Consider the following 21,908-nt stretch of genomic DNA (forward strand, 5'->3'; position numbering starts at 1 on the left):
CCAAACATGCTCGATGGCGGCGCTGGCGGGCAGTATGGCGCTGGCGTATGCTGCGCGGCACTTTGCCATTGCCGGGGCATGATCCGGCCATATCGCTTGCTCTGCCGGAGTTCTCTGCATGTCTGCTGGTTGGTTGCGCGCTTGGGCGCTGATAGTGGTGGGGCTGTTCAGCGCGCAGGCGTTGGGCAATGACAAGGCACAGACGGCGATCGTCGTCGGCGGCGGTCTGGCGGGGCTCACAGCCGCCTACGAGCTGCAGGCCAAGGGCTGGCAGGTGACCTTGCTCGAGGCGCGCGCCAGCCTTGGCGGCCGCTCGGGCCTGGCCACCAGCGAGTGGATCGGCGGCAGCAAGATCCAGCCGGTGCTCAACGGCTATGTGAACACCTTCAAGCTGGCCACCCAGCCGGCGCCGGAATTCGTCCGCAACCCCGGCTACCTGATCGACGGCGAATACTTCAGCGCCGCCGACCTGGCCACCAAGCAGCCGGCCACTGCCGAGGCGCTCAAGCGCTACGAGAAAACCCTGGATGACCTGGCCCGCTCGGTCAAGGACCCGGAAAACCCCGGCGCGACCAGCACCTTGTTCGCTCTGGACCAGATCAACGTGTCCAACTGGCTGGACCGCCTGCAACTGCCCGCCACGGCACGGCAGCTTATCAATCAGAAAATTCGTACGCGCTATGACGAACCATCGCGTCTGTCGCTGCTGTACTTCGCCCAGCAAAGCCGCGTCTACCAGGACATCGACGATCGCGATCTGCGCGCTTCACGCTTGATTGGCGGCAGCCCCGTGCTGGCTCAGGCCTTCGTCAAACAGATCAAGACCATCAAAACCGATTCGCCGGTCTCGGCCATCAGTCAGGACAAGGACGGCGTGACCGTCAAGGTCGGCGCGGTGGGTTACCAGGCCAGTTACGTGGTGCTGGCCGTGCCCTTGCGTGCGCTGGGCAAGATCGCTTTCACTCCGGCGCTGGACAATCGTCAATTGGCCGCGATCAAAGGCACCAACTACGGTTGGCGCGACCAGTTGCTGCTCAAGTTCAAGACGCCGGTGTGGGACAGCAAGGCGCGCATGTCTGGCGAGATCTACAGCAACACCGGTCTGGGCATGTTGTGGATCGAGCCGGCCTTGAAGGGCGGCGCCAACGTGGTGATCAACCTATCCGGTGACAACGCTCGCCTGCTGCAGGCCTTCGGCGACAAGCAGATGGTCGACCAGGTGTTGATCCGCCTGCACGCGTTCTATCCTCAGGCACGCGGTGCCTTCACCGGCTATGAAATCCGTCGCTACAGTGTCGATCCTTCCTACGGTGGTGCTTACCTGGCCTACGGGCCGGGACAGATCAGCAAGTTCTGGAAGGTCTGGGAAAAGCCGCAGCAGCGCATCGCTTTCGCCGGTGAGCACACTGATTCGCTGTACCCAGGCACGCTGGAAGGTGCCCTGCGCAGTGGCCAGCACGCCGCTGGCCAGGTTGTGGACCTGGCAGCGGGTAAATCCTTCGAGCCGGTCAAAGTGGTTCCGCCAGTGGCCGTGCCGGCGAAGGCCGTGGACAGCAAGCCTGGGTTCTTCTCCAAATGGTTTGGCGGGGGCGAGACGCCGGTGGCCAAGCCGGTCGAGCCAGCACCTGCACCTGCACCTGCACCTGCACCTGCACCTGCACCAGTACCTGCGCCAGCACCAACGCCCGCCCCGGTACCTGTGGTGGTGCCCGCGCCAGCGCCGGTCAAGGCCGAGCCTGTGAAGAAGGCCGCACCGGTGAAAAAGGTCGACACCAAGAAACCGGAGACGAAGAAAGCCGAGGTGAAGAAGCCTGTGGCCAAGAAACCGGTCGAAACCAAGAAACCGGTCGAACCGAAAAACAAGACAGAAGCGAAAAAGCCTGCAGTACAGCCGTAGGTTTCACACCCTCGCCGTCGCCTTTCCCACAGGGCGGCGGCGAGCCTTCAACGTGCTATTGCTGCACCCTGGTCACCGACAGCACTGCGCTTAATACTGACTTAATCGACTTTATCGATATTTCAAAGCGAGATTTTCCGCTTTAATTCGATAGGTGAGTCAGTCATCTTGAGCGCAGTTCTTACAGGGTCCAGGCACATGCAGCTACGTAATTCCACTTCTCGCTATGGCTGGGTCAGCATCGTTCTGCACTGGGGCGTCGCGCTGACCGTGTTCGGGCTTTTCGCCCTGGGGCTGTGGATGGTTGGCCTGGGCTATTACGACCCATGGCGCAAGGCCGGCCCCGACCTGCACAAGAGCATCGGTCTGGTGCTGTTCTTCTTCATGTTGCTGCGCGTGGTCTGGCGCTTCATCAGCCCGCCGCCGCCCGCTACGCCTAATCAAGGCAAGCTCACCCGCACTGCGGCTCATCTGGGCCACCTGTTTCTCTATGTGGACCTGTTCCTGGTGATGAGCGCCGGTTACCTGATCTCGACGGCCGACGGCGTGGGGATTCCCGTGTTCGGACTGTTCGAGATTCCGGCATTGGTCAGTGGGTTGCCCGATCAGGCGGAAACCGCCGGTACCGTGCATTTCTACCTGGCCTGGGTATTGGTGATATTCGCCGTATTGCATGGCCTCGCCGCATTGAAACACCACTTCATCGATCGTGATGCAACCCTCATCCGTATGCTGGGTCGCAAAGTTTGACCGCCGTACCTATCAATTTTCCAGAGGAATGCTTTCTATGCTGAAAAAGACTCTTGCCGCACTCGCCATTGGCTCTGCCTTGTTCACCGCAGGTCAGGCCATGGCCGCCGACTACAAGATCGACAAGGAAGGCCAGCACGCTTTCGTCGACTTCAAGATCAGCCACCTGGGCTACAGCTTCATCACCGGTACCTTCAAGGACTTCGATGGCTCGTTCAGCTTCGATGCAGCCAAGCCTGAAGACTCGAAGATCGACGTGACCTTGAAGACCGCCAGCGTGTTCACCAACCACGCCGAACGCGACAAGCACATCAGCAGCAAGGACTTCCTGGACGTCGCCGCGTTTCCCGAGGCTACCTTCAAGTCCACAAGCGTCAAGCCGACCGGCAAAAGCGCCGATGGCAAGACCACTGCTGACGTGACTGGCGATCTGACCCTGCACGGCGTGACCAAGCCAGTCGTGATCAAGGCCACCTTCCTGGGTGAAGGCAAGGATCCATGGGGCGGCTACCGTGCCGGTTTCGAAGGCACCACGTCGATCAACCGCAAGGACTTCGCGCCCAAGTCGATGGACCTGGGTCCACAGTCGGACACCGTCGAGCTGTACTTCACGTTTGAAGGCGTGAAAGCGAAGTAAGTTATTCGCTGACACAAAAAAACGCCGCAGCCTGTGAGGGCTGCGGCGTTTTTTTGTGTCAGGCATGGAGCAGTGCTGAAACCTTCGCGGGCAGAGCCCGCTCCCACAGGGCGGCGGGCCTGCCTACCTCATGCTCAGCCTTCGCGGTTACGCGTCAGCAGCGCAGGCTTTTCACCCCGTGGCCGGCTTGGCAATTGCTCCAGCTGCTCGGCAGTCGGGAAACGATCGATCTTCGATTCCTTGTGCACGATTACCGGTTGGCTCAGGTTGCGCGAGTCAGCTACCACCGGTTCCTGGCGTGGCTGCTCGTCACGCGCCGGGCGGCGGTTGCGCGGATTGCTTTCGCGACGGGGCTGGCCGTCACGCGCGCCACCCCCGTTGCTGCGCGGGCCACGCTTGGCACCAGCGTTGTCACCGGTGCCAGCGGGACGCGCGGCGCCACCGCTGCGCGGCGCACCACCGGCAGGACGACCCTGGCGAGGCGCGGCTGCAGGCGCGGCAGCACCGGCCGGAGCCGAAGCGCCCGGACGACGACCGCGGCCCTGGTTCTTGCCCTGATAGGGGCTGACGTAATCCGCACGGTTGCCGAAGTTGTCCACTTCGTCATCGAGGAATTCGTCCGGCGCACGGTTGGCGGAAACAGTCGATTCTACGGCCGGGCGCGCAGCTTGGGGCTGGCGTGGCTTCTGGTCACGGGGTTGGCGTTCAGAACGCGCCCCGGCGGGCTTTTCCTTGCCTTTGTCCTTCCCTTTGTCCTTGCGTCCACCACCGGCATTGCTGCTGCCGTCGCCGCGTGGCGCGCGAGCGCCGCGGGCATTGTTGGCCTGAGGGCGTTCACGCACCTCGGGTTTTTCCGCTTCCACGGTGCTGGCATCGAACCCCATCAGATCACCGTCCGGGATCTTTTGCTTGGTCATGCGCTCGATGCTCTTGAGCAGCTTCTCTTCGTCCGGCGCGACCAGCGAGATCGCTTCGCCACTGCGACCGGCACGGCCAGTACGGCCAATGCGGTGCACGTAGTCTTCGTCGACGTTGGGCAGCTCGAAGTTGACCACGTGGGGCAACTGGTCGATGTCCAGGCCACGGGCAGCGATGTCGGTGGCAACCATGATGCGTACGGCGCCGGCCTTGAAGTCGGCCAGGGCCTTGGTGCGTGCGTTCTGGCTCTTGTTGCCGTGGATGGCCACAGCGCTCAGGCCATGCTTCTCCAGGTACTCGGCCAGGCGGTTGGCGCCGTGCTTGGTACGGGTGAACACCAGCACCTGCTCCCATGCGCCCTGAGTGATCAGGTGCGCCAGCAGCGAGCGCTTGTGGCTCGAGGCCAGGCGATAGACGCGCTGCTCGATGCGCTCGACCGTGGTATTGGGCGGCGTGACTTCGATGCGCTCGGGGTTGTGCAGCAGCTTGCCGGCGAGGTCGGTGATGTCCTTGGAGAACGTCGCCGAGAACAGCAGGTTCTGACGCTTGGACGGCAGGCGCGAGAGCACTTTCTTGACGTCGTGCACGAAGCCCATGTCGAGCATGCGGTCGGCTTCGTCGAGCACGAGGATTTCAACGTGGGACAGATCGACACTGCCCTGGCCACACAGGTCGAGCAGACGACCGGGGCAGGCCACCAGCACATCGACACCGCGGGACATGGCCTGAACCTGCGGGTTCATGCCGACACCGCCGAAGATACAGGCGCTGACGAATTTCAGGTCGCGGGCGTAGGTCTTGAAGCTGTCGTGAACCTGGGCGGCGAGCTCGCGCGTCGGGGTCAGGACCAGCACGCGCGGTTGGCGCGGGCCGTGACGTTGGGATTTGTCCGGGTGACCACCTGGGAACAGCCGTTCCAGAATCGGAAGGGCGAAACCGCCGGTCTTACCTGTACCTGTCTGAGCGGCAACCATCAGGTCGCGGCCTTGCAACACGGCGGGAATGGCCCGCTGTTGCACCGGTGTGGGCTGGGTGTAGCCCGCTGCCTCGATGGCGCGGACTAGAGCCTCGGAGAGACCGAGGGAAGCAAAGGACATGAGTAATCCTGTTCTAGTAGGGGCTTATGCCCGAGGGATAATCTTGCCTGGCGCGACGGGTGTGTGATGACACTGTCGCGTCCGGTCCTGCTGGGGTTGCAAAGGGGGCTTCACGAAGCGATGCGCGGGCGCAAGCCCAGCTGGCAGGTGCTTCGAGAGGCCTTGGCAAGGCCGAGCGGCCGGACGTAAGCCTGGCACAAGGGCCGAGTATAACAGAGCAATCACATTGCGCTGCTTTCACGCTGCCCAGCGGTGCTCGCGGGCGGTTGCCGCAGTATCTGCGGCGCAGCGGAAGGTAGCGTTTTACCACTCATTGGCGCGTCGGCATAGCGTGCCAGCAACTGCGTGTAGGCCGGCTCCTGTTTGAACCGGCGCAGTTCCGCGGCGAAGCGCTGCACCAGCAGGTCCATCCCGGCGCCGCGGCGTACCGCCAGAAACTGCGGATTGCTGCCGATCTCCATGGGCAGGCGACTGACCCGCTGCTCCATGCCCAGACGCTTGACGGTGTATTCGCCCACCCGGCGGTCGGTGATCAGCAGGTCGATGCGTGCCTTGGCCAGCTTGCCGAAGTTGGCTTCCTGGCTGGGTCCGCTCTCGCGGATCACGCCAGGCGCCTGGGCGAACTCGTCACCGTAGTCGTACCCCGCCGTTATGCCCACGGTCAGCCCCTTGAGGTCGGCCATGCTCTGCACTGGGTGAGGGCGATCGTTGGCCTGGTAGAACACCCATTCCACCTCCGACAGCGGCTCCCTGGGATAGAACAGGCTGGCATCGCGTTCGTTGGTCTGGAAAATATCGAGGATGCCGTCGGCCTGGCCTTGATCGAGCATGGCCAGGCAGCGTTTCCACGGCAGGAATTGCCACTGCACTTGAATGCCCAGGCGCTCGAAGATCAGCGCGGTGATGTCGTAGTCGATTCCCTGCGCCTTACCGTTTTCCTCGAAGGCGTAGGGCGCCCATGAATCGGTGACGATGCGCAGCGTTTCGCCGTGGGCCTGCAGGCACCAGCAAAGGAGAAGCGCAGAGGGCAACGAGCGGAGGATGGCAACCATGGGCCGGAGATTACGACGGCTGGCTCCGCTTGAAAAGGTCTGCGCCGGGCTTTCAGGACTTTTGCCGGCTCGTCAGGTGCTGATAGATGGAGCTGCGGCGGCGGCCCAGCAGTAAACGAACGCCGGGATGCCCCAGCCACTGTTCCAGTTGCCGCGGCTGCAGCGGCGTGCGCATGCGCCGCTCGACGTTGTCCTGAGCCTTTTCCCACCAGACGGGCGCGCAGGCCTGATCGAACTCGTTGGCATGGGGATAGCAGCCATACAGCACTTCGCGCACGAACTGCCGCTGATGACCGGGCAGCAGCAGGGTCACGGCCTTGAACAGCAGGCGTTGCGCAGCGGGCGGACGCGGCAACTGGGCGGTGACCTGCCGGGTATCGTCCAGCGCAGCAGGATCGAGCGGCACGTTTTGGTGCTTGCGCAGCCACGCCATGACCTTGGCCCGGAACAGCTGCTTGCGGCTCCAGTAATGGTGGATCAGGTCAGGGCATTCACGCAGGGCGTAGTGCCGGTAGGCGGCGATGCCCAGGCAGAACTCCTCCAGGATGTAGGCACCCTGGGCCCGCGGGTACAGGTCGTCCATCAGCTCGATCGAGCGCTCGAGCAGGCAGGCATCGTCGGCGTGCAGGCCGATCACCCCGGAGTTGATCAAAGGCATCTGGTCATCGGCCAGGCCGCGCGCCTGCAGTTCTTCGCTCAATGCGGTGTACAGCACGCTTTCGCGGCAGTCGCCATAGCGGATACCGATCGCGTTGCACAGCAGGCTCCCCGGCGCGATACGCTCGAACAGCGCCAGCGGCGACTGATGGAAAAAGGTATCGGTGTCGATCAGCAGAGCGACTTCGGATTCGCGCAGCACTTCGAGCAGCGCCATGTGCTTGATGCGGAAGTGGTAACCGTGCGGTTGCATCCACGCCTTGCGGGTGGCCGCGTCGAAATTGCGCACGCGTACCGGCAGGTCGCCGTAGGGCGCGGGGTCGTCGGTGAACACCTGGATATCGATGCGGTGACCGGGCGTTTCCCGTAGACGCGCCAGGGCGCTGCAGATGCTGAAGATGGCTTCCCGGTGATAGGTGTCGGCACCGAACACGAGGTAGACCAGTTGCGGGCGAGAAGAGCGGGTTTGAGTGACCATGGACCTGATTCTGATTCTGATGCTGATGAACGACGAAAAAAGGCCCCGGCAATGTGCCGAGGCCCTGTGGCCGCCTGAGAAGACTCAGCTGCTGAGTTTCAGATTGTTCCATACGGCCAGGCTGGGTTCTGCCTGGTTAAGGGTATAGAAGTGCAGACCTGGTGCGCCGCCCTGCAACAAACGCTCACACATCTGCGTGATCACTTGCTCGCCGAACGCCTGGATGCTTTTCACGTCATCGCCGTAGGCTTCCAGCTGCTTGCGCACCCAGCGCGGGATTTCTGCGCCGCAGGCGTCGGAGAAACGCGCCAGCTTGCTGTAGTTGGTGATCGGCATGATGCCGGGCACGATCGGAATGTTCACGCCCAGCTTCTGCACACGCTCGACGAAGTAGAAGTAGCTGTCGGCGTTGAAGAAGTACTGAGTGATTGCGCTGCTGGCGCCGGCGTTGGCCTTGCGCGCGAAGTTGACCAGGTCATCTTCGAAATTGCGCGCCTGCGGATGCATCTCCGGGTAGGCCGCCACTTCGATGTGGAAATGGTCGCCGGTTTCGGCGCGAATGAACTCGACCAGGTCGTTGGCATGGCGCAGCTCGCCGCTGGACATGCCCATGCCCGAAGGCAGGTCGCCGCGCAGGGCAACGATGCGCTTGATGCCGGCCGCTTTGTACTGGTCAAGCAGACCACGCAGGTCCTGCTTGCTGTCGCCCACGCACGACAGGTGCGGAGCGGCGGGAACATTGACTTCGTTTTCCAGCTGCAGAACGGTGTTCAGCGTACGGTCGCGGGTCGAACCGCCGGCGCCGTAGGTGCAGGAAAAGAAATCGGGTTTGTAGGCAGCCAACTGGCGGGCAACGCCCATCAGCTTTTCATGCCCGGCATCGGTCTTGGTCGGAAAGAACTCGAAGCTTAAGGGACGATCTTGAGACATGGCAGTTTCTCGGTAAACCCATCGAGCGGGCCAGGGTTGGCTGGCCCGCCGTATCAACGGTGCAGAAGCTTAGTAGCGATAGGCTTCTGGCTTGAACGGACCTTCGACGGTGACGCCGATGTAGTCGGCCTGCTGCTGGGTCAGCTGGGTGACCACGCCGCCGAAACCGCGGACCATTTCCAGGGCCACTTCCTCGTCGAGTTTCTTCGGCAGCACTTCGACGGTCAGGCGCGCAGCCTTGCCGTTGGCGTCCAGGTCGGCGTATTTCTGCTCGAACAGGAAGATCTGCGCCAGCACCTGGTTGGCGAACGAGCCGTCCATGATGCGGCTTGGGTGACCAGTGGCATTGCCCAGGTTAACCAGACGGCCTTCGGCCAGCAGGATCAGGTAGTCGTCGTTCTGCGCGTCGAAACTGCCGGCACCGGTGCGGTGGATCTTGTGCACCTGCGGCTTCACCTCTTCCCATGCCCAGTTCTTGCGCATGAAAGCGGTGTCGATTTCGTTGTCGAAGTGCCCGATGTTGCAAACCACGGCACGCTTCTTCAGCGCCTTGAGCATGTTGGCATCGCAGACGTTGACGTTACCGGTGGTGGTGACGATCAGGTCGATCTTGCCCAGCAGGGCCTTGTCGATGCTCGCTTCGGTGCCGTCGTTGATGCCGTCGATGAATGGCGAAACCAGCTCGTAGCCATCCATGCAGGCCTGCATGGCGCAGATCGGGTCGACTTCGGAAACCTTGACGATCATGCCTTCCTGACGCAGCGACTGGGCCGAGCCCTTGCCCACGTCACCGTAGCCGATCACCAGCGCCTGCTTGCCCGACAGCAGGTGGTCGGTGCCGCGCTTGATGGCGTCGTTGAGGCTGTGACGGCAGCCGTACTTGTTGTCGTTCTTGCTCTTGGTCACCGAGTCGTTGACGTTGATGGCCGGGATCTTCAGTTCGCCCTTGGCCAGCATGTCCAGCAGGCGGTGTACGCCGGTGGTGGTTTCTTCGGTCACGCCGTGGACCTTGTCCAGCATGGCCGGGTATTTTTTGTGCAGGATTTCGGTCAGGTCGCCGCCGTCGTCCAGGATCATGTTGGCATCCCATGGCTGGCCGTCCTTGAGGATGGTCTGCTCGATGCACCACTCGTATTCTTCCTCGGTTTCACCTTTCCAGGCGAACACCGGGATACCAGCGGCAGCGATGGCTGCAGCGGCCTGGTCCTGGGTAGAGAAGATGTTGCACGAGGACCAGCGCACTTCGGCACCCAGGGCGACCAGGGTCTCGATCAGCACGGCGGTCTGGATGGTCATGTGGATGCAGCCCAGGATCTTCGCGCCCTGGAGCGGCAGCTGGCCGGCATATTTGCGGCGCAGGCCCATCAGTGCCGGCATCTCCGACTCGGCAATGATGGTTTCGCGACGGCCCCAGGCAGCCAGGGAGATGTCGGCGACTTTGAAATCGGAAAAACCAGCAGGCGTAAGTACAGCGCTCATTAAGAGCCTCCATTCGTAAGGTTCGAATGGGCGCCGTTGTGTGCGTTTGGCGTCCCCAGGCAAGGCCTGAAAGGACAACGCCCCATCCGAGCCTGACAGGTCGAGCCTGCTGCAGCGCCCCTCGGACGGGTGGCGGGAACGGCCGGGAGTGAAAAGGGCCGTTGGGTGAATCGGTGGCGATTATATAGCGATGTGCCCAGCTGCCAAAGTATTTCTGACGATCAGCGCCGGATCGATAATGGTATTCATAGGCAAAGCTCAATGGAGCCGGGCGGCGCGGTCTGCCATGATTCGAACCACTTAAGGTGAAGAACAGAGGAGCCAGCATGAATTTTCATACGCGCAAATGGGTAAAACCTGAAGACCTCAACCCCAACGGCACCTTGTTCGGTGGCAGCCTGCTGCGCTGGATCGACGAGGAAGCGGCCATCTACGCCATCGTCCAATTGGGCAACCAGCGCGTGGTGACCAAGTACATCTCCGAGATCAACTTCGTCAGCGCTTCGCGCCAGGGCGACATCATCGAGTTGGGTATCACCGCGACCGAATTCGGGCGGACCTCCATCACCCTGACCTGCGAGGTGCGCAACAAGATCACCCGCAAGAGCATCCTCACCGTGGACAAGCTGGTATTCGTCAACCTCGGCGAAGATGGCCTGCCAGCGCCTCACGGACGCAGCGAAATCCGCTACATCAAGGATCAGTTCGACACCGTCGGCTGAGCCCTTGAGGGTTACCGAAGGTCGGGGCCCAGGCCGCGTATTGCCTGGCTTCTGGCCGACCGGTGGCGTTGCTGGCAGCCCGGTATTTCTGTACTGTACATAAAAACAGTATCGGGAAATTTCATGCAATTGATCGATAAGCTCAGCATCCTCGCCGACGCCGCCAAGTACGATGCCTCGTGCGCCAGCAGCGGTGCGCCCAAGCGCAGCTCGGAAGGCAAGGGCGGGCTGGGCTCGACCAATGGCATGGGCATCTGCCACAGCTACACGCCGGACGGCCGCTGTGTATCGCTGCTCAAGATCCTGTTGACCAACTTCTGCCTGTTCGACTGCCAGTATTGCGTCAACCGCCGCTCCAGTGACGTGCCGCGGGCGCGCTTCACGCCCGAGGAAGTGGTGCGGCTGACGGTGGATTTCTATCGCCGCAACTGCATCAGCGGGCTGTTCCTGAGCTCGGGCATCATTCGCTCGGCCGACTACACCATGGAGCAGTTGATTCGCGTCGCACGCCTGCTGCGCGAGGAACATCAGTTTCGCGGTTATATCCACCTCAAGACCATTCCCGAAGCGGACCCGGCGCTGATCGCCGAAGCCGGTCGCTATGCCGATCGCTTGAGCGTCAACATCGAGCTGCCCACCGATGCCAGCCTGCAGACCCTCGCCCCGGAAAAAGACGTCGCTTCGATCAAGAAAGCCATGAGCACCATCTACACCGGTCAGCAGACCGTGCTCAACGAGCCGCGTGCGCCGCGTTTCACACCGGCCGGGCAGAGCACGCAGATGATCGTCGGTGCCGACCAGACCGATGACAGCACCATCCTGCACAGCGCCGAGTCGCTGTACGGCAACTTCGGCCTGAAGCGGGTCTACTATTCGGCGTTCAGCCCCATTCCCAACAGCCCCAAGAGCGTGCCGCTGGCAGCACCGCCGCTGATGCGCGAGCACCGCCTCTACCAGGCCGACTTCCTGCTGCGCAGCTATGGCTACAAGGCGGACGAATTGCTGTCCGGTCCGGGCGACCTGGCGCTGGACATCGACCCGAAACTGGCCTGGGCCCTGGAAAACCGAAGCGTTTTCCCATTGGACCTGAACCGTGCCGAACCCGCGCTGATTGCGCGCATACCCGGTATTGGCCTGCGTACCACCAAGCGCCTGGTAGAGCTACGCCGGCAGCGGCGGATTCGCTATGAAGACCTGACTCGCCTGCGCTGCGTGCTGGCCAAGGCCAAGCCGTTCTTCATCACCAGCGATTACCATCCACAACAGGCAGAAATCTCCACCCTGTTGCTGCGCGACCAGCTGCGTGATCGCCCGCAACCCCAGCAGTTGGGGCTGTGGGGATGATATGCCTGGATTGCGACGACCTGTTCGCGACCTGGCGGCAACAGGCGCGCTGGCTGCTCAGCCATCAGATCGATCCGAGTCATGTGGGCTGGAACACCGTGGCGGACCTGTTCGCCACGGACGAGCACTACCCGGCGGAAGTCGGGCCATTCCAGGCGCGCATTCCCCTGGCCCTCATCGAGCTTCTTGAAAGCGCAGCACAGTACCGCGGCGAGCAACGCTGGAGCCTGTTGTACGAGGTGCTCTGGCGCGTCAGTCACGGCGATCGCACGGCCATGCTGGCGGGTGATCGCCTGGGCAGTGAACTGCACCGGCGCATCAAGCAGGTGCGACGCGAAAGCCACCATCTGCATGCCTTCCTGCGTTTCGTCGAGCTGCCGGCGGCGGCCGAGGGGCCACCGGGCCCCGAGTACGTGGCCTGGCATGAGCCGGCCCACGATATTCTGGCCCTCGCCAGCGAGCATTTCATCGGCCGCATGGGGCGCAGTCGCTGGCTGATCGCAACGCCGCAGGACGGGGTCTATTACGACGGCGTGCAGTTGATCCACGAACGGCAGTGCCCGCTGGAATGGCAACAGCTGGCGCAGCAGGCGCACGACCCGCAAGGCGAGCTGTGGCTGACCTACTACAGCCACATCTTCAATCCTGCGCGCCTGAACCCCAAGGTCATGCAGGGCCACCTGCCCACCCGCTTCTGGAAGAATCTGCCTGAAGGGGCATTGATTCCCGGCCTGATCAGCGATGCGCGCACCGGCAAGCAGCGCGATGGCCAGGCCAGCGACATCGGCAAGCGCCAGGGCAAACGCATCGGCCGTTCGGTTTAGCGCACAACTGGCTAGACCGATTGCAGGTGCACTTCGCCCAGTGCGCTGCCCAGTGGGCCGAAGCTGCGCTCGATCATTTCCCGACGACCTGCGGCATCGACGATGACCACGGTGCTGGCCCGCGTCCCGTAGCTGGCCCCGGTAATGAATACGCTCGAGAGCAACCGCTCGGTGGCCAGGCCCACGCCGGTGTCGGGCAATGCATGCTCGGGCGCCTGGGCCGGGTCGGCCAGCAGGTCCAGCAGCGCATGGGGCTGGCTGCCCAATGCTTCCAGCCCCTGACGGGCTTTCACCAGCTTGGGCCATGGCGTATCAAGCCCGGCATTGGACAACCCATAGGTGCCCGCCGACAGATACTGCGGCGCGGCCGCGGCCGAGTGCAGGTAGCACAGGCGCTGGCCATCGCCGAGCAGCAGATTGAATCCGGCATATTCGTCCAGGCGGTCCATGACACTCTGCAGGTACTCGTCGATCGACCCTGTGCCGGTAAGAAAGCCTGCGACCAGATCACCTCTGGAGCGCCGAGCGGGCGGCTGGCCAGGTCGGCGGATATTGGTCAGGGCGGCGATGCGCTGCTCGGGCCCGATGCCCAGCCAGGTACCGCCGGCTTCCAGATCCCGCCCGGCGTGAACGCCAGGGTGTTCCCGCCACGGGGACAGGGGCGCCGTGGGCCGTGCATGGAATTCGTCACGGTTGCCCGCCAGCACCAGCGGGTGGGCGGCGCCGGGCTGCCAGGTGAAAACGATCAGGCACATACGTGGAAATCCTTGTAGTTTGGCTTCACTCTACCGATCCCCGGCGCGCCTATCCATCGCTGCAAGGTGGAGCGTGGGGCACCGGTTCCGGTACCATGCCGAACTGTTTACGGGGGCAACCATGGAATTCGCGCTGTATCTACTGCTCGGTGCCTGCGCTGGCGTGCTGGCCGGCCTGTTCGGCGTGGGCGGCGGTATCATCATCGTGCCAGTGCTGGTGTTCAGCTTCACCTTGCAGGGCTTCGATGCCTCGGTACTGACGCACCTGGCGGTGGGCACCTCGCTGGCCACCATCGTGTTCACCTCGATCAATGCCATTCGTGCCCACCACCGGATGAAAGCGGTGCAGTGGCCAGTGGTCGGCTGGATGACCCTGGGTATCGTGGTAGGCGCAGGCATCGGCGCGTTCACCGCGTCGCTGATCCAAGGCCCGCACCTGCAGAAAATCATCGGCGTGTTCGCGGTGCTGGTGTCCGTGCAGATGGCACTGGACTTCAAGCCCAAGGCCACCCGCCAGGTACCCGGCAAACTGGGTCTGGGCGTGGCCGGCACAGTGATCGGTTGGGCTTCGGCCATATTCGGTATCGGTGGCGGCTCGTTGACCGTGCCGTTCCTGACCTGGCGCAGTGTGTCCATGCAGCAGGCCGTCGCGACGTCCTCGGCGGTCGGCCTGCCGATCGCCCTGTTCAGCGCGACAAGTTTCATGGTGCTGGGCTGGCACGAGCCGGGCCTGCCAGCGCATAGTTTCGGATTCGTCTACCTGCCGGCCTTGGCGGGCATCGCCATCACCAGCATGTTTTTCGCCAAATACGGGGCACGCCTGGCGCACAAGTTATCGCCACGTGTGCTCAAACGCCTGTTCGCCGCGCTGCTGTTCAGCGTCGGCATGAGTTTTTTGCTTAGCTGAGGAATCGCAATGCTGCCTTACCCGCAGATCGACCCGGTGGCCCTGGCCATCGGACCGCTGAAAATCCACTGGTACGGCTTGATGTACCTGGTGGGCATTGGTGGCGCCTGGTTGCTGGCTTCGCGCCGGCTCAACGGTTTCGACCCGACCTGGACCAAGGAAAAGCTCTCGGACCTGGTGTTCTGGTGCGCAATGGGGGTGATCGTCGGCGGCCGCCTCGGCTACGTGCTGTTCTACGACCTGGAGCAATACATCGCCAACCCGACTTTGATATTCGAGGTGTGGAAGGGCGGCATGTCGTTCCATGGCGGGCTGCTGGGCGTGATGCTGGCGACCTGGTGGTTCGGCAGGAAGAACGACAAATCGTTCTTCCAACTGATGGACTTCATCGCGCCGCTGGTGCCGATAGGGCTGGGCGCCGGGCGTATTGGCAACTTCATCAACGCCGAGCTGTGGGGCAAGGCCACCGACGTACCATGGGCGATGATCTTTCCGCCTTTCAGCGATCCGGCGCAGTTGCCCCGTCACCCCTCGCAGCTCTATCAGTTTGCCCTGGAAGGCGTCGCGCTGTTCATCATCCTCTGGCTGTTCTCGCGCAAACCGCGGCCGACCATGGCGGTATCGGGCATGTTCGCGCTGTTCTACGGGATCTTCCGTTTCATCGTCGAATTCGTCCGTGTGCCCGATGCGCAGCTGGGCTACCTGGCGTGGGGCTGGCTGACCATGGGACAGGTGCTGTGTCTGCCGATGATCCTGGGCGGCCTGGGGTTGATCTGGTGGGCCTACCACCGCACGCCGGCGGCTTCACGTCCGGCCGTTTGATTCTTTTTGCCTGGGCGTGACTGCGGTTGCGCCCTGAACGATGCAGGTAAGTCATGAAGCAATATCTGGAACTGGTCGCCCACGTCATCAAGAACGGCACCTTGCAAAGCAACCGCACCGGCGTGCGCACCATCAGTTTCCCGGGTGCCATGCTGCGGTTCGACCTGCAGGAAGGCTTTCCGGCGATCACTACCCGGCGGCTGGCGTTCAAGTCGGCCATCGGCGAAATGGTCGGTTTTCTGCGCGGGGTCAACAATGCCGCCGAATTCCGCGCCCTTGGCTGCAAGGTCTGGGACCAGAACGCCAACGAGAACGCTCAATGGCTGGCCAACCCGTTCCGCCAGGGTGAAGACGACCTGGGCGAGATCTATGGTGTGCAGTGGCGCCAGTGGCCGGCTTACAAGCGCATCGCCCTGAGCAACCCGGCGGCAATCGAGCTGGCCACCAGCCAGGGATATCTGCAGATTGCCCAGGCCGAAGAAAACGGCGAAGGCTTTGTGGTGCTGTACAAGGCCATCGACCAGATTCGCCAATGCGTCGACACCATCATCAAGGACCCCGGCAGCCGGCGAATCCTGTTCCACGGCTGGAACTGCGCCCAGCTCGATGAAATGGCGCTGCCGCCATGCCACTTGCTGTACCAGTTCCACCCCAACCCGGAAACCCGCGAGATCTCGCTGACGTTGTACATCCGCTCCAATGACCTGGGTCTGGGCACGCCGTTCAACCTCACCGAAGGCGCCGCGCTGCTGTCCCTGGTCGGTCGCCTGACGGGCTACACGCCACGCTGGTTCACCTACTTCATCGGCGACGCCCATGTGTACGAAAACCACCTGGACATGCTCAACGAGCAGATGAAACGCGAGCCGCTGCCGGCCCCCAAGCTGGTGATCTCCGACCGCGTGCCCGAGTTCGCCAAGACTGGCGTGTACCAACCGGAGTGGCTGGAGCTGATCGAACCCAGCGACTTTACCTTGGAAGGGTACGAACACCACGCACCACTGACTGCACCGATGGCGGTGTGATCGGTCTCCACTGAAGGCGAGAACCCCCCTGGAATCGGTCTGGCGGCGGGCAAGACTTGGCTGCAGGAGGCGTGACGTACCGCAGCAATTTCGGCGTTCGCGACAAGTCAGGTCCCAACCCTACCAATCGGCCGAATAGGCCAGGCTCAGCGTTCGCCCTTGCGCATTTGCATAAGGCGCGGTGGCATTGGCTTGGGTAAGCAGCGTCTGGTATTTCGTGTTAGTCGCGTTGTAAACGCCTGCTTCCAGACGGCCGACCGGGAGTGCAACGCCGCCTATCAGATCCATCGTCAGATAGCCCTTGGTTCTGCGACCGTTGTGGTCTCGCGCAGCGGCGCCATAGCTGCTGAGTCGCATGGCTTGGGCGCGCAGGTCGTAGGTGCTTGATTGATAGCTGACATACGCGGTGGTTTTGGGCGGTGCAATCCGGGTAGCGGGAAGGTCCAGCCACTTACCTCGCTGGTATGTCTCGCCTTTTGTCCAGGCGTAGGTGCCGCCCGCTCTCCATTGTTCGTTGAGTGAGTGGTCAACACTCATTTCAAAGCCTCGCACACGTTCACGTTGGTTGATCAGCCGCAGTACGCGTGCTTGGGCATCGTAGAACTGCGTAACATCCGATGTGTTCTGATAAGCGCTTACGCGGCCTTGCCAGTTGCTCCAATCACCTCGCCAGCCCAGCTCGTAGCTATCGACCTTTATGGCTTGGGCGTTGAGAGTTTGGATATCGAAGCTGCTGGTGACGTCCCGCATGAAACGCTGAATATCAGGCAAAGAGAATCCCTGACTGAAATTCGTAAAAACGTTCTGTTGATCAGTGAGCTGATACACCATACCCAGATTGTAGAGCGTGGCGTTGTAATCAAGCGTGTCCCCGGGGAGTACAGCGCGCTGGCCGGTTTGAACGATCTCGCCATAGGCAATGCTGTCCGCTATCTCGCTATTGATCCGCTCGTGTCTAACGCCCCCTCGAAGCGTCCAGTCGCCCCAATACCATGCGGACTGGGCAAATAGCGCGCGTGTCTGAGTAGTCAAGTCAGGCCCCAATTCGTAACGAATTCCAGTTTTTCGATAGGTCAGCCCATCCACCAGGTAGTGGTCGCCACGTTGACGTGCGTGTTCGTTGCTATAGTCCGCACCCCACACAAGATCTCCGCTACTGGCGCCGATGCCGGGAAGCTCGGTTTCCACTGCCGCGCGAAGGCCGTATACATTCTGCGTGCTGGTGGTGCTGGCAACGCCGGCGTGTCCGCGTTTGCGGTCGGGGAAAAAACGCGCATCGGCCTTACGCCAATAGGTTTCGAGTTGCACTGTCTGGCCGTAAAAGTCCCCCTCTCTGTAGTTCAGATTGATCGCTTGATTATGCGTGTAAGGCTGTTCCTTCAGATACAGCCCCTTCACAGCTACTGGACGGGTCTTGTTTCGAGGGTCTTTGGTGTAGTCAGTGTCCTGACGGTCCTTATAGTCCTGCAGAGACAGGGTCAGATTACGGTCTTCCCCCAAAGCAAGTCCCCACCGGGTCTGCAGGTCATAGGTTTGAGTGTCCATGCTGCTACCCTGCGACGTGTCTTGAGGTATACGCGCGTGGCTTGCATCGTATTGATCGTTGCGCTGAATGAGATTGCCAGAGCCATACCAGTCCAGCGGACCGTGCCGGCCAGTTGCGCTCTGGAAGAATTCATAGGCGAGCCCTCCACGATGTAGGGTATCGGGAGATGTCAGTCCGATTTTACTGTGCAGCAATAAATCGGCATCAGAGTTGCGTTTGGTGATGATATTGATGATGCCACCTGACGCACCTGCGCCGTAGATACTGGTCGCTCCAGATATGACTTCGATACGCTCTATGCTGTTGGGAGCAATACTGTTCAGCTGTCGGAAATTGTCTCTAGTAGCATTCTGGGAAACCCCGTCAATCAAGACCAACATGTTCCTTCCCCGAAGCGTTTGGCCAAAATTGCTCATGCCACCGCTAGAAGGCGAAAGGCTGGGTACAAGCTGACCAAGCACATCCGAAAGGCGGCGACCGGTGCCTGCCTGTTGTCTGATCTGGTACTCATCGATCACTTGGATCGAGCCTGGAATCGAAGCGATGCTCGCCTGTGTTCTGGTGGCTGAGACCACACTGGCGTCAAGACTCAGGAAGGCCTCTTTTTCCATTTCACTGGCGCGCGAGTCCGTGCACAGAGTCAGTATCGTCAAAAGCCAGACAGGTCTAATCGTGTAGGGCATACAAAGTCCTTTTAGTTGGAAACTAGGAGATACTGCGTGGCGCGCCAGTCCTTTTGCGCATGAGCCGAATGGCTATGGCCGCTGCAACATAGGTTGCAGCCACGATCCAAAAACTTTGAGCGAGGGGCATCCATGCCAGCGTTGAAGCGCCCAAGGCGATGCCCAACAGCGACCCTGCCTTGGCTGCACTATTACCAAGCGCCATCACGAATCCACGCTGGGTTGAATCGATTGTCTGAGCAATAATTGCGTAAGTGACAGGCAGCAAAGCTCCTTGCCATACGCCCCAAACCAAACGTGTTATCAAGAAACTTAGCCAACCTTGTGCGAATATTGTTATTGCCATAGTAAGTGCACAGAGCCATGCGATACCTTCGATCAGCCTGAGCGTCTGGCTATGTGAATGATGATCAAACAGTTTCCCCCATAATGGCGCGGAGACTGCAAGGGTTGCTGCGCTTGCGGCATAAGTAATTCCAATAAGCCACCCAGGTGCATTCAGTACCTCCAGTACATAAAGTGAGTAGAAAGGCTGAGAGATTACTTTAGCCGCTTGCAAAAAAAACATGACTGATAACAACCCAGCAAGCCACTTTCTATCGAGCCTGATCACAGGCCCTCGTTGGCGGTACCTATAAGCCTGCGGGCGATGGTTGGTCAAGAACGCGCCGCCTATTGCACAGGCTAGGCAAACGTATGCAGCTACACTGCAAATGTGTTTGAAGTCATATTTGTCAATCAACCATCCGCCTACGACTGGACCAACCAAAGAACCGATTGCAGTTGCTGATTGAAGTAAAGCCAATGTTTTGGCTTTGTTAAACTCGTGACAACAACACAAAGCATAGGCCTGTGCGGCTACCAAGAACCCTGCAAGTCCGCCTTGGATGCTACGAGTTATGACCAAAGTTGTCGGGTCTGAGATAAATGCCACTGCGCCTTGGAATATGCTCAGCGCAAGAAGTGCGCGCAAGATCATCGCTTTGTGCCCGACCCGGTCTCCGTAGCGAGCCCATAGCGGGCTCAGCAGCATTGCCGCTACCAAGGGGCCTGCATATACTCCCATTGTGAAGAATGCCAAGTGTTCCTGAGATGCTGGACCTAGAAGAGCTTTTATATGCAAAGGCCAGAAAGGGCCACTCATTTCCAAAGCACCCATCGACAGTGCCTGGATCGCAACGAGGAGAAAAATCGCTTTATGGTCAGCGTGCATTGCTGTGCGTGCGCAGTGGATTGGGTATCCTTTCAACAATATCTTTCGAACTTTCTTCCAGCCGCATGCGCAGAAATGCTTTTGCAGGCCAGTCCTCAAAAAGGATAGCCTGGCGCTCTGCTTCCCAGCGTTGAGCGTCTACTTTTGACCTGAATTGGTAGAACACAGATTCTATTTCCTTAGTCAGGGCATTCCACAGCACAGCATGGGGAATACGCCACTGCCGTGCGCAGAGCAGAGAGAGTTCCCCAATGTGGCACATCAGGGTCGTGTGAATGAATTTGTCTCTCACATGGTTAGAATCATCGAACAGTGTCATGTGAGGGTCATGCAGTTGAATATTCAAAGCATGTTTATTGAATGCCTGACGATCTATTCGGATGTCACCAAAGTCGCGGATCAGGAGCTTGCTGGGCTGTTGGCCGGTGCCTAATATCACGAAGCTGTTCTGTTGGTGTGCCTCAAACGCGACACCGAAAATCAGATAGAATCCCAGAAGCCCAGGGAGTGCCATTGAAATGTATTCTTTGTAGAATTTCAAAGCGGCGTCAGGCTCATTGGAGTTGTAGCGTAACTCAATCCACTGTTCCAATAACGGCCTGCCAGACGCGTCCATTGCAAATAGGCTGCCCACCGGGATCGCCAGTTCGCCGTCATCAACCAGATCTGCAGGATTGTCTCTGAATATGGCTGCTATATGCCGCGCGCGATCGTCATCCGATTGTGCTGGTTCATATTGGATGCCCACGCGCTCTGGAATGATCTTCAGGTAGTGGATAAGGGTCGGCTCAATTTCGTGCATTTCTTGTAATAGTCTGCTTACTCGTGGTCCCATCCGTACAGAGCGGGGTGAGATTGTTCTCTGCACACTGGTCAGCCTTAGCGAGACTGGAAGTTTTACTAATGGGGCTTTCCTCCTGCCATCTGGTATTACGGTTCTGAATGACATCGTTGGATGGCCCGTAAACGCTGTCACATCGGTAATCACCAGCATATGCTGACGAATTTCATCAGGAAATAAATTCGGGAGTTCCGTAGTCGCTTGCCAGGGGTGAACCGGAATGGGCGTGTAATCATCGGGCTTTAGTTTAAGTTTTATAAGGGCTTGCTTCCACTCTTCAGCCGCTTTTGGAAAACGTTGTTGCCACCACTTTGTATGGCTCTCAACAGGATCCATTGACTCTATGTAACACACGTCAGTGCGCAACGCAGCCAGCATCACCGGAAGTCTAGCTTCGAACTCTGGGGAAAAGTCGATGATCTGAGAGATGTCCAAACCCAGCTTGGTTTTGTAATTTGGATGCCAAGGATGTCCGAGGGTACCCCATTGCTCCAGTAAGGCTGTAGGATTCGAGTTTTGAGGATTTGAGTGGAGCCAGTCCAGCGTGTTTCTATAGCCATCATGCTTGGCGATATTGCTAAGTTGTGATGCCCAACGGCGTTGGAATGCTATGCACAAAATATCATTCGCAAAGCTATCGTTGATTTCGGACTCAATCCTTGCGAAGGTGCAGTTACTGTTATGCACCGTAAGATGATCGTATATTAGTTCCAGAAGATCGGAGGGTAGTTCGACAGGTTTTACCACGCCTTGTACGTTTTCGACCGAAACCTTCCCTGTTATCGTCCAGCTCCCCATGGGCCCTGACTTGAGTGAGTCAAAGCGTATACGACCACGCCCTGAGATAGCCAAGCATGTGGTTCCATCCGCACAGGCACTAAGCGCTGAAGAATCCAGAAGTTTTTCCCGAAACATCGCCTGGATCAAGCGTTGGCAAGAATGTTCCAAGGCGATGGGCGCCGCATTTACTAGATCACTGAGACCTATACCTCGACGTTTAAAAGCTTCCGTATCTAAGGCTTTTATCCAGCGGGATAGAACGGCTTGTTGCGTTCCGATTCGAGCCGACGTCATGGGCACCCTCACATCCTTGAAATGAAGATCAAAGCGTATAGCGTAAAGCAACTCGATAAAACGTAATGATTCCTATTATCACGTAAGGCATTTCCGAAACCTATGCTTTAGGATGCCTTGCGCCATTTCCTTCACAAACGCAGGTTTTTCGTCGGATTAGGTGATGAATGGATAGAGTTGCGTGTCTTCGCAAGGGTCTTTACGGTTTTCAAGACGGGGCGGCGAGCTTTCTGGTCAGGTAACAACATCGAAGTCTG

Annotated in this window: 18 protein-coding genes and 1 riboswitch; of the genes, 9 read left to right on the forward strand and 9 right to left on the reverse strand. The window is 60.0% G+C overall.

What is annotated here, in order from left to right; all coding sequences use genetic code 11:
- Positions 1–118 precede the first annotated feature (118 nt).
- From IFU31_RS09600 to IFU31_RS09610, 3 genes are all read left to right on the forward strand, one after another.
- The gene (locus tag IFU31_RS09600) at positions 119–1,897 is read left to right on the forward strand and encodes an FAD-dependent oxidoreductase (RefSeq protein WP_192102806.1); all 1,779 of its coding nucleotides are present in this window, start codon (positions 119–121) and stop codon (positions 1,895–1,897) included.
- Between the two features lie 198 nt (positions 1,898–2,095).
- On the forward strand, positions 2,096–2,647 hold the full coding sequence (locus IFU31_RS09605) for a cytochrome b (RefSeq protein WP_185794882.1): 552 nt from the start codon (positions 2,096–2,098) through the stop codon (positions 2,645–2,647).
- Positions 2,648–2,684: 37 nt separating this feature from the next.
- A complete protein-coding gene (locus IFU31_RS09610; RefSeq protein ID WP_122480558.1) occupies positions 2,685–3,284 on the forward strand; it encodes a YceI family protein in 600 nt (199 codons plus the stop codon).
- 134 nt (positions 3,285–3,418) lie between these two features.
- Here IFU31_RS09610 and IFU31_RS09615 read toward each other — a convergent pair whose 3' ends face one another.
- From IFU31_RS09615 to ahcY, 5 genes are all read right to left on the reverse strand, one after another.
- Entirely contained in the window at positions 3,419–5,299 is a 1,881-nt protein-coding gene (locus IFU31_RS09615; protein WP_192102807.1) for a DEAD/DEAH box helicase, read from the reverse strand.
- A 221-nt stretch (positions 5,300–5,520) separates the two neighbouring features.
- On the reverse strand, positions 5,521–6,351 hold the full coding sequence (locus IFU31_RS09620) for a substrate-binding periplasmic protein (RefSeq protein WP_192102808.1): 831 nt from the start codon (positions 6,349–6,351) through the stop codon (positions 5,521–5,523).
- A gap of 52 nt (positions 6,352–6,403) precedes the next feature.
- Positions 6,404–7,486, reverse strand: coding sequence for a hypothetical protein (locus IFU31_RS09625; RefSeq protein ID WP_192055913.1), 1,083 nt, complete (start codon positions 7,484–7,486; stop codon positions 6,404–6,406).
- A gap of 84 nt (positions 7,487–7,570) precedes the next feature.
- Complete coding sequence (metF, locus tag IFU31_RS09630) at positions 7,571–8,416, reverse strand: methylenetetrahydrofolate reductase [NAD(P)H] (protein ID WP_122480554.1); 846 nt, start codon at positions 8,414–8,416, stop codon at positions 7,571–7,573.
- Between the two features lie 69 nt (positions 8,417–8,485).
- Complete coding sequence (gene ahcY, locus IFU31_RS09635; protein ID WP_122480553.1) at positions 8,486–9,895, reverse strand: adenosylhomocysteinase; 1,410 nt, start codon at positions 9,893–9,895, stop codon at positions 8,486–8,488.
- A gap of 21 nt (positions 9,896–9,916) precedes the next feature.
- Positions 9,917–10,024: riboswitch (S-adenosyl-L-homocysteine riboswitch) on the reverse strand.
- A 197-nt stretch (positions 10,025–10,221) separates the two neighbouring features.
- Between ahcY and IFU31_RS09640 the strand changes: the two genes are divergently transcribed.
- From IFU31_RS09640 to IFU31_RS09650, 3 genes are all read left to right on the forward strand, one after another.
- A complete protein-coding gene (locus tag IFU31_RS09640) occupies positions 10,222–10,617 on the forward strand; it encodes an acyl-CoA thioesterase (RefSeq protein ID WP_122480552.1) in 396 nt (131 codons plus the stop codon).
- A 123-nt stretch (positions 10,618–10,740) separates the two neighbouring features.
- A complete protein-coding gene (locus IFU31_RS09645; protein ID WP_122480551.1) occupies positions 10,741–11,961 on the forward strand; it encodes a putative DNA modification/repair radical SAM protein in 1,221 nt (406 codons plus the stop codon).
- On the forward strand, positions 11,958–12,785 hold the full coding sequence (locus IFU31_RS09650) for a TIGR03915 family putative DNA repair protein (RefSeq protein ID WP_192102809.1): 828 nt from the start codon (positions 11,958–11,960) through the stop codon (positions 12,783–12,785). The genes IFU31_RS09645 and IFU31_RS09650 overlap by 4 nt, the downstream gene beginning before the upstream one ends.
- A gap of 11 nt (positions 12,786–12,796) precedes the next feature.
- On the opposite strand, the gene IFU31_RS09655 is transcribed toward IFU31_RS09650, so the two are convergent.
- Positions 12,797–13,540 (reverse strand): NRDE family protein, encoded by a 744-nt coding sequence (locus tag IFU31_RS09655; RefSeq protein WP_192102810.1) that lies wholly within the window; start codon positions 13,538–13,540, stop codon positions 12,797–12,799.
- A gap of 121 nt (positions 13,541–13,661) precedes the next feature.
- Between IFU31_RS09655 and IFU31_RS09660 the strand changes: the two genes are divergently transcribed.
- Genes IFU31_RS09660 through IFU31_RS09670 form a run of 3 tightly spaced genes read left to right on the forward strand, consistent with a single transcriptional unit; the run spans position 13,662 to position 16,294 of the window.
- Complete coding sequence (locus IFU31_RS09660) at positions 13,662–14,447, forward strand: sulfite exporter TauE/SafE family protein (RefSeq protein ID WP_122480548.1); 786 nt, start codon at positions 13,662–13,664, stop codon at positions 14,445–14,447.
- Between the two features lie 9 nt (positions 14,448–14,456).
- The gene (gene lgt, locus IFU31_RS09665; protein ID WP_122480547.1) at positions 14,457–15,269 is read left to right on the forward strand and encodes a prolipoprotein diacylglyceryl transferase; all 813 of its coding nucleotides are present in this window, start codon (positions 14,457–14,459) and stop codon (positions 15,267–15,269) included.
- A 53-nt stretch (positions 15,270–15,322) separates the two neighbouring features.
- Positions 15,323–16,294, forward strand: a complete 972-nt coding sequence (locus tag IFU31_RS09670; RefSeq protein ID WP_185794890.1) for a thymidylate synthase — start codon at positions 15,323–15,325, stop codon at positions 16,292–16,294.
- 120 nt (positions 16,295–16,414) lie between these two features.
- Here the strand turns inward: IFU31_RS09670 and IFU31_RS09675 are convergent, their stop codons facing one another.
- The 3 genes from IFU31_RS09675 to IFU31_RS09685 are packed head-to-tail and all read right to left on the reverse strand — an operon-like array spanning position 16,415 to position 21,651.
- Positions 16,415–18,523, reverse strand: a complete 2,109-nt coding sequence (locus IFU31_RS09675) for a TonB-dependent receptor (protein WP_122480545.1) — start codon at positions 18,521–18,523, stop codon at positions 16,415–16,417.
- A gap of 22 nt (positions 18,524–18,545) precedes the next feature.
- Positions 18,546–19,736 carry an MFS transporter gene (locus tag IFU31_RS09680; RefSeq protein ID WP_122480544.1) on the reverse strand — a complete coding sequence of 397 codons (1,191 nt, stop codon included), beginning with the start codon at positions 19,734–19,736 and terminating at the stop codon, positions 18,546–18,548.
- On the reverse strand, positions 19,726–21,651 hold the full coding sequence (locus tag IFU31_RS09685) for an IucA/IucC family protein (protein WP_122480543.1): 1,926 nt from the start codon (positions 21,649–21,651) through the stop codon (positions 19,726–19,728). The genes IFU31_RS09680 and IFU31_RS09685 overlap by 11 nt, the downstream gene beginning before the upstream one ends.
- Positions 21,652–21,908: the final 257 nt, after the last annotated feature.

Origin of the sequence: Pseudomonas sp. CFBP 13602, assembly GCF_014842725.1 — a bacterium.
Taxonomy (GTDB): domain Bacteria; phylum Pseudomonadota; class Gammaproteobacteria; order Pseudomonadales; family Pseudomonadaceae; genus Aquipseudomonas; species Aquipseudomonas baltica.

Excerpts from the sequence above, each read along its gene's own strand:
- IFU31_RS09645 (WP_122480551.1), top strand. The coding sequence starts at position 10,741 with ATGCAATTGATCGATAAGCTCAGCATCCTCGCCGACGCCGCCAAGTAC.
- ahcY (WP_122480553.1), bottom strand. The coding sequence starts at position 9,895 with ATGAGCGCTGTACTTACGCCTGCTGGTTTTTCCGATTTCAAAGTCGCC.
- IFU31_RS09625 (WP_192055913.1), bottom strand. The coding sequence starts at position 7,486 with ATGGTCACTCAAACCCGCTCTTCTCGCCCGCAACTGGTCTACCTCGTG.
- IFU31_RS09670 (WP_185794890.1), top strand. The coding sequence starts at position 15,323 with ATGAAGCAATATCTGGAACTGGTCGCCCACGTCATCAAGAACGGCACC.
- IFU31_RS09650 (WP_192102809.1), top strand. The coding sequence starts at position 11,958 with ATGATATGCCTGGATTGCGACGACCTGTTCGCGACCTGGCGGCAACAG.
- IFU31_RS09610 (WP_122480558.1), top strand. The coding sequence starts at position 2,685 with ATGCTGAAAAAGACTCTTGCCGCACTCGCCATTGGCTCTGCCTTGTTC.
- IFU31_RS09615 (WP_192102807.1), bottom strand. The coding sequence starts at position 5,299 with ATGTCCTTTGCTTCCCTCGGTCTCTCCGAGGCTCTAGTCCGCGCCATC.
- IFU31_RS09680 (WP_122480544.1), bottom strand. The coding sequence starts at position 19,736 with ATGCACGCTGACCATAAAGCGATTTTTCTCCTCGTTGCGATCCAGGCA.
- IFU31_RS09600 (WP_192102806.1), top strand. The coding sequence starts at position 119 with ATGTCTGCTGGTTGGTTGCGCGCTTGGGCGCTGATAGTGGTGGGGCTG.
- IFU31_RS09620 (WP_192102808.1), bottom strand. The coding sequence starts at position 6,351 with ATGGTTGCCATCCTCCGCTCGTTGCCCTCTGCGCTTCTCCTTTGCTGG.
- IFU31_RS09660 (WP_122480548.1), top strand. The coding sequence starts at position 13,662 with ATGGAATTCGCGCTGTATCTACTGCTCGGTGCCTGCGCTGGCGTGCTG.
- IFU31_RS09655 (WP_192102810.1), bottom strand. The coding sequence starts at position 13,540 with ATGTGCCTGATCGTTTTCACCTGGCAGCCCGGCGCCGCCCACCCGCTG.
- metF (WP_122480554.1), bottom strand. The coding sequence starts at position 8,416 with ATGTCTCAAGATCGTCCCTTAAGCTTCGAGTTCTTTCCGACCAAGACC.
- IFU31_RS09640 (WP_122480552.1), top strand. The coding sequence starts at position 10,222 with ATGAATTTTCATACGCGCAAATGGGTAAAACCTGAAGACCTCAACCCC.
- IFU31_RS09685 (WP_122480543.1), bottom strand. The coding sequence starts at position 21,651 with ATGACGTCGGCTCGAATCGGAACGCAACAAGCCGTTCTATCCCGCTGG.
- IFU31_RS09675 (WP_122480545.1), bottom strand. The coding sequence starts at position 18,523 with ATGCCCTACACGATTAGACCTGTCTGGCTTTTGACGATACTGACTCTG.
- IFU31_RS09605 (WP_185794882.1), top strand. The coding sequence starts at position 2,096 with ATGCAGCTACGTAATTCCACTTCTCGCTATGGCTGGGTCAGCATCGTT.
- lgt (WP_122480547.1), top strand. The coding sequence starts at position 14,457 with ATGCTGCCTTACCCGCAGATCGACCCGGTGGCCCTGGCCATCGGACCG.